At 44.3% G+C, this 11,069-nt stretch carries 7 protein-coding genes and 2 tRNA genes; 3 read left to right on the top strand and 6 right to left on the bottom strand.

Features of this window, described 5'->3' with window-relative positions:
* Window positions 1-35 precede the first annotated feature (35 nt).
* From RH85_RS12885 to uvrY, 5 genes are all read right to left on the bottom strand, one after another.
* A tRNA-Gly gene (locus RH85_RS12885) sits at window positions 36-111 on the bottom strand.
* Between the two features lie 35 nt (window positions 112-146).
* Window positions 147-220 (bottom strand) — tRNA-Cys (locus tag RH85_RS12880).
* Window positions 221-462: 242 nt separating this feature from the next.
* Window positions 463-1,020, bottom strand: coding sequence for a CDP-diacylglycerol--glycerol-3-phosphate 3-phosphatidyltransferase (pgsA, locus tag RH85_RS12875; protein WP_006712842.1), 558 nt, complete (start codon window positions 1,018-1,020; stop codon window positions 463-465).
* Between the two features lie 75 nt (window positions 1,021-1,095).
* Window positions 1,096-2,928 carry an excinuclease ABC subunit UvrC gene (gene uvrC / locus RH85_RS12870; RefSeq protein WP_039949015.1) on the bottom strand — a complete coding sequence of 611 codons (1,833 nt, stop codon included), beginning with the start codon at window positions 2,926-2,928 and terminating at the stop codon, window positions 1,096-1,098.
* Window positions 2,928-3,572: a UvrY/SirA/GacA family response regulator transcription factor gene (gene uvrY, locus RH85_RS12865; protein WP_006712838.1), complete on the bottom strand. Its 645-nt coding sequence runs from the start codon at window positions 3,570-3,572 to the stop codon at window positions 2,928-2,930. Before uvrY ends, uvrC begins: the two co-directional genes overlap by 1 nt.
* A gap of 365 nt (window positions 3,573-3,937) precedes the next feature.
* On the opposite strand from uvrY, the gene RH85_RS12860 reads away from it, so the two are divergent.
* The 3 genes from RH85_RS12860 to RH85_RS12850 all read left to right on the top strand — a co-directional run bounded on the left by RH85_RS12860 (window position 3,938) and on the right by RH85_RS12850 (window position 8,974).
* Entirely contained in the window at window positions 3,938-4,423 is a 486-nt protein-coding gene (locus tag RH85_RS12860; RefSeq protein ID WP_005599670.1) for a DUF3015 domain-containing protein, read from the top strand.
* A 145-nt stretch (window positions 4,424-4,568) separates the two neighbouring features.
* Window positions 4,569-6,422 (top strand): Lnb N-terminal periplasmic domain-containing protein, encoded by a 1,854-nt coding sequence (locus RH85_RS12855; RefSeq protein ID WP_006712836.1) that lies wholly within the window; start codon window positions 4,569-4,571, stop codon window positions 6,420-6,422.
* Between the two features lie 188 nt (window positions 6,423-6,610).
* On the top strand, window positions 6,611-8,974 hold the full coding sequence (locus tag RH85_RS12850) for a DNA polymerase II (protein ID WP_006712833.1): 2,364 nt from the start codon (window positions 6,611-6,613) through the stop codon (window positions 8,972-8,974).
* Here RH85_RS12850 and RH85_RS12845 read toward each other — a convergent pair.
* On the bottom strand, window positions 8,960-11,035 hold the full coding sequence (locus RH85_RS12845; protein ID WP_241210396.1) for an EAL domain-containing protein: 2,076 nt from the start codon (window positions 11,033-11,035) through the stop codon (window positions 8,960-8,962). The genes RH85_RS12850 and RH85_RS12845 overlap by 15 nt on opposite strands.
* Between the last annotated feature and the right edge of the window lie 34 nt (window positions 11,036-11,069).

Raw genomic sequence — 11,069 nt, 5'->3', positions numbered from 1 at the left:
GATATCGATTGTTGGTTAATCGCTATCTAATAATTTGGAGCGACACATCGGGTTCGAACCGATGACCTCAACCTTGGCAAGGTTGCGCTCTACCAACTGAGCTAGTGTCGCATATTCTCTTTTCTTAGAAACAATCTAAGAGAGAATGGAGGCGCCTCCCGGAGTCGAACCGAGGTCCACGGATTTGCAATCCGCTGCATAGCCACTCTGCCAAGGCGCCTTCGTTGTCCCTTCAAGCTCCGCATTACTGCGTTCCTCTTGGGTACGGGATGCATTCTACGGATTCGCACTGATGAGTCAACACTATTTTTTTATTTTTGAATCGTTTGGCTAAATTACCGCCAAACAAGGCTAAAGTGGCTATTTTATTAGCCATTTTAAAGGATAATTTAATGACTTTATTACTAAAAACACTTTCTAGGATTCAAAAAAAACGGACCGAAGTCCGCTTTTTTAAATTCACTATTGATGCTCTTCACTGAGCAGATCATCTTTCGCTGCCATCAGGTATTGCGCCATAGACCAGTACGTCAGGAATGTTGCGATGTACAGCGCGCCATAGCCCAACCAAATCATCCAATCATCGTAGCGCCAAATCAGCACCCACAAGGCAAACATCTGTGCTACCGTCTTAAATTTACCAACCCAAGACACAGCAACGTTTGCTCGTTTACCAATTTCTGCCATCCACTCACGTAGTGCCGAAATGATAATTTCACGGCCAATCATTGTCACCGCTGGTATGGTAATCCAGATATTGTGGTAATGCTCAGTAATCAGTATAAGCGCAGTCGCCACCAATACTTTGTCCGCAACCGGGTCGATAAATGCACCAAAACGAGACGTTTGGCCTAATTTACGTGCCAACATACCATCTAGCCAATCGGTAAAACCAGCAACCCAAAAAACCATAGCTGCAGCAAAAGGCGCCCAACTATAAGGAAGATAAAACACCACGACAAAAACTGGAATTAAGAATAGTCGTAGTAAAGAAAGAATGTTAGGAATGTTGAAACGCATATTTATTGGCTCTTATCGTTTGCGTATAGCGCTGTTTACTGCCTAAAAACAGGCTCATATGGTGCTGGATTTTTGTTATTGTTTCAATGCTTGATAAATGTTTTCTGCTAAAGAATGACTTATGCCGGGTACTTTGGCTATTTCTTCAGCACTGGCTCGTTTCAACTCCTGTAATCCACCCATATATTTGAGTAATGCTTGACGGCGCTTAGGACCAATCCCCTCAATACCTTCTAAGGCACTGGTGCGTCTTGTTTTTCCACGTTTGGCTCGGTGGCCAGCAATGGCGTGATTATGACTTTCGTCGCGAATATGCTGCATCAAGTGAAGCGCTGGGGCATCACTCGGTAAATGTGATTCTTCTCCATCGGTGGTGATCAATGTCTCTAAACCAGGTTTGCGCGTCACGCCTTTCGCAATACCAATCAACCTTGGCCTTTTCGGCCAATCTTGCCAATGCTGACTAATGATTTCATACGCACGATTCAGTTGCCCCTTGCCACCATCAATAAACACAACATCTGGAATTTTTTCAATATCGAGTTGTTTTGAATAGCGTCGCTCTAGCGCCTGCCCCATCGCTGCGTAATCATCGCCACCCGTAATACCAGTGATGTTGTAACGACGATATTCCTGCTTAACAGGGCCTTCTTGATTAAACACAACACAAGATGCAATCGTACTCTCGCCCATGGTGTGCGAGATATCAAAACATTCCATACGTTGAATCGATTCTAGCCCTAGTAAATCTCGTAACTCTTTAAAGCGCTGAGAGATAGTCATCTTATGATTGATTTTACTGGTGAGCGCTGTCAGGGCATTGGTATTCGACAGCTTCAAATAACGCGCGCGAATCCCAGTCGGATTGGCATGAAATTGCACTTTACGTCCTGCGATGTTCGATAACGCTTCTTGTAAGGGAGTGACGTCATCAAGCAAGCCTTGATTGAGAATAATTCGTGTGGGTACAGTTCGAGCTTCATTGTGGCTGAGGTAATACTGGCTAAGGAAGCTGTAAAACACCTCTTGCTGACTGGTGTTGCTCGGAATTTTAGGGAAATGACTGCGACTCCCCAATACCTTGCCTTGGCGAATCATCAAAATATGGATACAAGCGATCCCGCTCTCTTGAGCAAACCCTAGCACATCCATATCATCCATCGAATCATCAGAGACAAACTGCTGTTCTTGTACTCGACGAATGGCTTGGATTTGGTCGCGAAATTTTGCCGCTTGTTCAAATTTAAGCGCTTGGCTGGCCTGCTCCATTTTCCCAATTAATGTTTCCATTACTTGCTTGTCTTTGCCTTGCAAAAACAAACGCACATAGTCCACCAGCTCGGCGTAATCTTCATCAGAAATAATGGTGCTAACACAAGGGCCTGCGCAGCGACCAATTTGATACATTAAACACGGTCTGGTGCGGTTGCTGTAAACCGTATCTTCACACTGACGGACTGGAAATATTTTTTGGATAAGATGTAAGGTTTCTCGCACCGCACCTGAGTCTGGATACGGACCGAAATACTCCCCTTTTTTCTTCTTAGCGCCACGATGCATTGATAAACGAGGGTGCTTATGACCACTAATGAAAATATAAGGATAAGATTTGTCATCACGCAGCAGTACATTGTACTTAGGTAAATACTGCTTGATGTAATTGTGTTCGAGGATCAGCGCTTCCGTCTCGGTATGGGTAACCGTAACATCAATTTTAAAAATATGGCTGACGAGCGCACGGGTTTTCTCACTGTCGATCGTTTTACGAAAGTAGCTTGATAGGCGCTTTTTGAGATCTTTAGCTTTACCGACATAAATAACAACCAACTCGGCGTTATACATTCGATAAACGCCGGGTTGGTTAGTCACTGTCTTTAGAAAAGAGACCGAGTCGAAGGTTGAACTCACTACAATGTCTCGGTATCTAGCATTCCATGGCGAATAGCAAGGTGAGTTAATTCAACATCACCGCTAATATTAAGTTTGGCAAACAATCGATAGCGATAACTATTGACCGTTTTCGGACTCAAGCTTAACTGTTCAGAAATGTCAGTTACTTTTTGCCCTTTGGTAATCATCATCATGATTTGTAATTCGCGCTCAGACAAATCGGCAAACGGGTTTTCCGACGCTGGAGAAAATTGACTTAACGCCATCTGTTGAGCGATTTCTGGTGAAATATAGCGTTGACCGCTATTCACCACTCGAATTGCATTGACCATTTCGTCAGGGCCAGCACCTTTGGTTAAATAACCAGCAGCACCAGCTTGCATCACTTTAGTTGGAAACGGATTTTCCGTATGAACAGTCAAAACGATAATTTTTACATCTGGATTAAAACGCAAGATTTTCTTGGTTGCCTCTAAGCCCCCAATACCTGGCATATTCATATCCATCAATACGACATCAGAATGGTTATTACGACACCATTTTACTGCCTCTTCACCGCTTTCAGCTTCCCCTGCTACGTTCATTCCACGGACGTCTTCAATAATACGTCGTATCCCTGTGCGAACCAGCTCGTGATCATCTACAAGGAAAACACTTATCACACTTGTATCTCCACACTATGTTAATTGGCCTGCACCCACCGAGGACAGTGGATAACAACTTAGTTGCCTATTTTAACTTAAAAAATGAAACTTTTACCACTCCGAAGAATATGTGCTGAAATGTAAGGTTTAGCAAGTACTAATTTTTAGTTCTGACGCCGTAGTAGCAAATATCCTGTTTATCAATGGATTAGCTTCAAGTATTGAGATAGCTAGCATTTTGAGGTTTTAATCGCTTTTATTTTGTAACATTCATTGAAAATGAAACCAATTTCATTTAATTTGCTGCCGTTGATAATTTCGTATTGTCACACACAAAAAGCTAACGAGTAACGTTGGCACGCGATAACGATTAAGGATATTTTATGAAAAAGCTACTAGCAGTGGCGGCTCTAGCTGCAACACTACCTCTTTCTAATGTTGCAATGGCTGATGCTGACATCGGTTGTGGTCTAGGTACTATGGTTTTTGACGGCAAGTCAGGCAAAGTATTTAAAATTCTAGGTGCGACAACTAACGGTACATCTGGTAACCAAACTTTTGGTATCACTTTTGGTACTCTAGGTTGTGACGGTAACGGCACTATCTCTTCTTCTGAGAAGCTAGCTCTTTTCATCGACGGTAACATGGACAACCTTGCTCGTGATATCGCTAAAGGTGAAGGCGAAACTCTAGCAACACTTTCTGAAGTATGGGGCGTTCAAGCTTCTGACAAAGCTGCTTTCAACGAGCTAGCTCAAGAAAACTTCGCAGAAGTATTCAAATCAGAGAACGTAACTTCTCAAGAAGTATTTGCTAACCTAAACACGCTAGTTGCAGCTGACGCAACTCTAGCGGGTTACGCAATCTAATTTCAAACTTCGATAAAAATTGAAGTTTGTAATAGAAGTGTCCTTTTTAGGGCACTTTTTTATGCCCGTCCAAACTTGTCTATATCGCTAAGTGCTTTCAACAGAGCCTTTAGCCATCTACACAATGACCTTTCTACGGATTTGAATGAACTATTCAGTATTATCTAAAGCACTACTCATGGGATGTGGGTTATGTGTGCCTTCATTTGCGTTTTCAGCTGAGACGCTAAACGTTGAACAACTTGCCCAAGATCCGTACTGGTTGAAACTAGGCCATTATTTACCTGCAACTCTCTCTGATCATAAAAGCACTGTCGATAATGACCAATTTTATTTGGCGCAAGATGGTAAACGCTCACCACAAAGTGAGCTGCAAGCGACGATAGACGCACTTTACAACGCAGATACTGCCTTAGCAGAGCAGAGCCGTTGTCAATTCCCTGCGCGATACACATGGCTACAAACTAAGCAGGGCTTACCCGCAGAACTCAATTGCCCTGAGTTGGAGACTTGGCGCGAGGTGCTCGATCCTGAAGGTCTAACGTTGGTTTTTCCGACCGCTTTTATGAATAATCCTTCATCAATGTTTGGTCATACGCTACTTAGAATTGATGCAAAAGATCAGACCCGTCATAAAGAGTTGGTGGCTTTTGCTATTAACTTTGCGGCTGAACCTGAGACCGATGACAATGCGGCACTATATGCCCTGAAAGGTCTAGTAGGCAGTTACCCTGGCCGCTTTACCGTGATGCCCTACTACCGTAAAGTTCGCGAATATAATGACATTGAATCTCGCGATATTTGGGAATATCAACTCAAATTAAGCGAAGCAGAAGTAGAACGTGTTTTACTGCACCTTTGGGAAATGCAGCGCGCTGAGTTTGATTACTATTTTGCCGATGAAAATTGCTCTTATCAATTACTGGCGCTGCTTGAACTCGCGCGGGAAGATTTATTCTTAGTTGAGCAGTTCCCAATGCATGCGATTCCATCTGATACGGTGGAAGCATTGAATCAAGCTGGGTTATTAGACAAACCAAACTACCGTGAGTCTTTCGGCACACGTTTGTTGCATCAAGCCAATGAAATTGACCCTCAACTCTTTGATGCTGCAGTTGCCGCCAAGCAAGGAGATTTTCCTTCGGCTGATGATTACACCGACGCCGAACGTGCGGCCATTTTAGAGTTTTCGTATGAGTGGCTTAACTTTGAATTGTACGACTTAGGCTTAGAGCGCGATCCCACAGCAAAACGTCTGACTGAGCTGCTTTACCAGCGTAGCCGAATTAAAGTCGATTCTCCTTTTACCCAAGCGCCAACGCCAGAAATATCCCCTGAAAAAGGTCACGCCTCTGCCCGTACCGGTTTAAGCTATCAATACCGTGATCATTACGGCCAACAAGCCAAGCTAGAATGGCGCGTGGCGTACCATGATTTATTAGACTCACAACAAGGATTCATTCCTGGAGCGAAAATCAGCTTCTTGGATACTCAAGTCAGTATTGATGAACAAGGTACATCTCGTTTCGACCGCTTCTATTTTATCGATGCCATGGCACTAGCCCCGAGCAATCGTATTTTTGATAGCTTAGCTTGGAACGCCCGCATAGGTTATGACCGTATGCCTAACGACGGCAAACTTGAAGGTCGTTGGTTCGGCCAAGGTGGTTATGGTAAAGCATGGGGAGATGCCAAGCACTTGCACTTCTATAGCTTACTCTCAGCGGAAGTGAGCGGCGGAGAGCTCACCGATTACGACGCCACGTTTGGTGCTGGTATTGAAACAGGTTTGATCTACCAAATGGGTGAGAATCATCGTATTGGCCTGAGTGGACAGTACTTAGCTCTCATTGATAGTGATGCAGACCAAAACGCAAAAGCAACCGCCAGCTGGCATTGGCAGCTTAGCCGCAACACCGCGTTACGTAGCCAAGTCAATTATCTTAATTGGGGTGAAGAAGAGTTAAGTGGAAAACTGACCGCTTATCTCTACTTCTAACCCGCAAGGTGGCCAAGACCGATCTTGGCGATAAACCAGATGCCGCAAGCGCACTGATTTAAACAAAACTATCCCAAGGGGCGTCTACACGCCCCTTAATTTTTGCTTCACATCACATTGTCGTAATACAATCTCCTATTACTCTGCAGATTGCCCAGCACTGAGCAGCCATTGATAGGAATACATCGTTGACGATTCAACAAGGATTTTTACTTACACGCCAAGCTCGCGATCTCAACCACACGACACAAATTGAATTGTGGCTGTCGACCGAGCATGGGCCATATCAATTATTGATTGATGGTGAACGTCCGGTATTCTTTACTGAACTTGTAAACCAGCAGAATGCAGTGCAGATTGCGCACGATCAAAACCTTGTTTGTGATATTAAGCCGCTACCACTTAAGCATTTCAACCAAGCCTCTCTTTGCGCTTGTTATTGTAAAACCATCAAAGACAGCCGCCAGTTTGTTGAAGCGCTAAAGCAACACGATATTGTCGTCTATGAAGATGATATTCGGCTGGCGGACCGTTACCTCATGGAACGATTTATTCAAGGTGGCATTGAATTTACAGGTGTCGCGACCAAACTCTCTCACTACACTAAAGTTACGCAAGCAAAGTGCCGTAAATCCACCTATTCGCCAAACTTAAAAGTCGTTTCTCTCGATATCGAATGTTCTGAAAAAGGCATCTTATATTCCATTGGTTTGGATAGCCCAATGGACAGCAGAGTGATTATGGTTGGTGAGGCGCAGCCATGTGATACGACCGTGCAGTGGGTGAGTAATGAAAAGGCACTTTTGGAAGCGCTCATTGACTGGTTTTACAACTTCGACCCTGATGTCATTATTGGCTGGAACGTCATAGATTTTGACTTTCGCTTACTGCACAAGCGAGCTGAATGGCACAAAATAAGACTGACACTTGGCCGAGCACGTCAAGCCAGTTTCTTTAGAAGCTCAAGTACCACCCAGCAAGGTTTTATTGCCATTCCAGGCCGAGTGGTCATGGATGGTATCGACACGCTAAAAACCGCCACCTATCACTTCCGTCGTTGGTCATTAGAATCGGTAGCGCAAGAGTTGTTGGGCGAAGGTAAGCAAATCCACAACGTGCATGATCGCATGGCTGAAATCAATCATATGTATCGTCATGACAAACCCTCTCTGGCGCGTTACAACCTGCAAGATTGTGTCTTAGTAAACAAGATTTTCTTGCACACCCATTTGCTAGAATTTGCTATTGAGCGCAGTAAATTGACCGGCGTTGAGTTGGATCGGATTGGCGGCTCAGTCGCCGCCTTTACTAACCTCTATTTACCACAACTTCACCGCGCAGGTTACGTCGCACCCAACTTGCAGCCAGAAAACTGGTTGGCGAGCCCTGGCGGTTACGTGATGGACTCACTCCCCAATTTGTATGACTCAGTGCTGGTGTTGGATTTTAAAAGCCTCTACCCCTCTATTATTCGCTCATTTTTGATTGATCCACTTGGACTGATTGAGGGGTTAAAACAGGAAATTGGCCTACTCGACACTCAGGCCGTACCGGGATTTCGCGGCGGTCAATTTCATCGTCGCGACCATTTTTTACCCAAGATGATCGAAAATCTTTGGGCCGCTCGTGATCAAGCAAAACGCAATAATGAGAAAGCCTTTTCGCAAGCGATAAAAATCATTATGAACTCCTTCTACGGCGTATTAGGCTCATCCGGTTGCCGTTTCTTTGATACCCGTCTGGCATCAAGCATTACCATGCGCGGGCACGAAATTATGAAGCAGACTAAATTGCTGATCGAGGCTCAAGGTTATCAAGTCATTTACGGTGATACCGACTCAACATTTGTGTCACTGAATGGACAAGTGACTCAAGCGCAAGCCGATAGCATTGGACACGCATTGGTGGAGCACATCAATCAATGGTGGACTGAGCATCTCCAACAAAAGTACAACCTCGTCTCTATTTTAGAAATAGAGTATGAAACTCACTATAAGAAATTTTTGATGCCGACCATACGTGGCCAAGAAACCGGATCGAAAAAACGCTATGCGGGGTTAATTGGTGAAGGTGAACAAGAGAAAATCATCTTTAAGGGTTTAGAAAGCGCGAGAACCGATTGGACACCGCTTGCGCAATCTTTCCAGCAACGATTGTATGATATGGTTTTCCACGGTGAAGATCCGTCGGCATACGTACGTCAATTTGTTGAGGATACCTTAGCGGGACATTACGACGACAGGTTGGTTTACCAGAAGCGCCTGCGCCGTAAACTCAGCGAGTACCAAAAAAATGTACCGCCACAAGTCAGAGCCGCTCGCATGGCTGATCGCATCAATGAGAAGTTAGGCCGCGCGTTGCAATATCAAAATCGCGGCCAGATTGAATATCTGATCACCATCAATGGCCCAGAGCCTAAAGATTATCTGAGCAGTGCTATTGATTATCAGCACTATATTGATAAGCAGTTAAAACCCGTCGCGGAAGCGATTCTTCCCTTTATTGGCATTGATTTCAAAACGCTCAGCGAACCGCAGTTAGGTCTCTTCTAGTTCATTGATAAGTCGATTCCGCTCTGTGACATAATATCGCAATTCTGTCAGCGCAATCGACTTGCTGTAATACCAGCCTTGAATTGAGAGGTGATTGCGCAATGGAATGCGCTCCAGTTGGTTCTCAGTCTCAACCCCTTCAACCACGACGGCGAGATCAAGATCTTGCGCCACACTAATCAAACCATTAAATACTTTTTGGCCTTTGGTATTTTCAATGGTCTGAACAAAGCTGCGGTCAATCTTAATCGCATCAACATCAAACATAGTGAGATAACTCAAGGATGAAAAACCAGAACCAAAATCATCAATGTAGATTTTAGCCCCGACACTGTGCAATGAATGCAACGAAGCGGACACCAACTCCTGATCAAGTAGCAATGACTGTTCTGTAATTTCCACATGTACGTACTCGCCAACGCGGCTAATGTAAGCGGTCAATTGCGCCATAAGATCAGGGTCAAGAATTGTTTCTGGCGTTAAATTAACGCTGGTCGGCACTGCCCAGCCTTCGGCAATGGCAATTTTTAGATCATGCACTACCTGAATAACCGCCCACCGGTCAATGTCTTTCATTAGACCCGCCTGTTCAAAAGCGGGTAAAAACGCGCCCGGGTACTCTATATTTCCGCGTTTATCGGTCGCCCGAATCAAAGCCTCACACCCTACAACTTGTCCGGTCACCCGACAAATTTGCGGTTGATACTCCATGCAAAATTCTTTTTCTGTAAATGCATGCAGCTGACGCTCCAAATCTTGCTGGCGTTTATGTGCAGTCACTAATTGACTGACGCGATCATCACTCAAGGTATGCGCCTCTTCGGCACGTCGCGAATACGTCGTATCCAATGAAGAGAACTGAATAGTTTTATCACCCATGGTTTTATTGAGCATCAATACGAAAGGCGCATAAATAAGCCCAGACACAAAGATATTAACCAGCTGCAATACACTGGCATTGATATCACCTTGCGTCACGATCCATGCATTAAAAAACACCGGACTGCTAAATGGCATGCCGGTCACGGGAACGCTAACTAAACCAAAACTGACTGCAAAGTATGCCACTATCGTATTGGCCACCGGCGCAATTAAAAAAGGAATAAATAATCTAGGATTAAAAATTATCGGCAAGCCAAACAATAACACTTCATTTATGTTCAAAAGTCCGAGAGGCAAACTGGCCAATGCAATCAAGCGATAAGCTCGATTGGTACTCAGTAGCAGCAGTGCACACGTTAAACCCAGCGTCGCCCCTGCTCCGCCCACAAAGGTAAATACCGCCAAAAATGAATGATTAACAAAATGGTTCGTTACGCCATAGGTGAGCATATCACTCTGTGCAACATCAACCGCTCCTTGAAGCACATCAACCCAAGGTAGCAAACCGTAATAACCATGCACGCCTAGGAACCACAAAAACGAATTCACCATGGCAAAGATCGCGCCGAATTCTAGCGGCGAGTCATCATAGCGAATATCAAATATCGACAGCACACTGCTGGCTTCAATCGCAAAAATAATCGCAGCGTTAATCGCTAATACGCAAATACCGGCCAATATGCAGGGCAAGATGAGGTTAAGTGACTCTTTAACTATTCGTCCAAGGTGATTATTACTGACAAACTTCATCCAACGCAGTTTATAAAGATAGGAAATTAAAGGTACTGCGTATAAAGGCGTGAGCATTGAAATAATAAGCTCAAAAACAACCGTACTACCGGTAAAACTAAAGAGTTGATTAAAAAGAGATAAGTAAACGATCAGCACCAAAGCAATTGGTGGCCTTGGCAAACGCCAACGCATCGCGAGGATGTAAGCCAGCGCAGCCGTCAGTAAAATCGGGAAAAGGTCGTTAACAAAGCTATGGAGTTGAAAGAGCGTAATGACCCACGGTACATCTTTACCAAATAGAAATTCACCAAGCGAGGCGGCAAATAGGATCAGCGAAATAATCATCAGGCAAGGTAATATCCACAGTAACCCTTCGCGTACCGCTTGCAACTGGTCAGTTATTACCTTTTTGACTTTTAACACATTATTGGTAACGACATTCGACAATACAATAGCCCTAATTTAACGTTTTATTATCTTC

The organism is Vibrio ichthyoenteri ATCC 700023 (genome assembly GCF_000222605.1).
GTDB lineage: Bacteria > Pseudomonadota > Gammaproteobacteria > Enterobacterales > Vibrionaceae > Vibrio > Vibrio ichthyoenteri.
This window is presented reverse-complemented; position numbering and strand designations above follow the sequence as displayed.

Coding starts and splice junctions, on each gene's coding strand:
- pgsA (WP_006712842.1), bottom strand. CDS start 1,020: ATGCGTTTCAACATTCCTAACATTCTTTCTTTACTACGACTATTCTTA.
- RH85_RS12860 (WP_005599670.1), top strand. CDS start 3,938: ATGAAAAAGCTACTAGCAGTGGCGGCTCTAGCTGCAACACTACCTCTT.
- RH85_RS12855 (WP_006712836.1), top strand. CDS start 4,569: ATGAACTATTCAGTATTATCTAAAGCACTACTCATGGGATGTGGGTTA.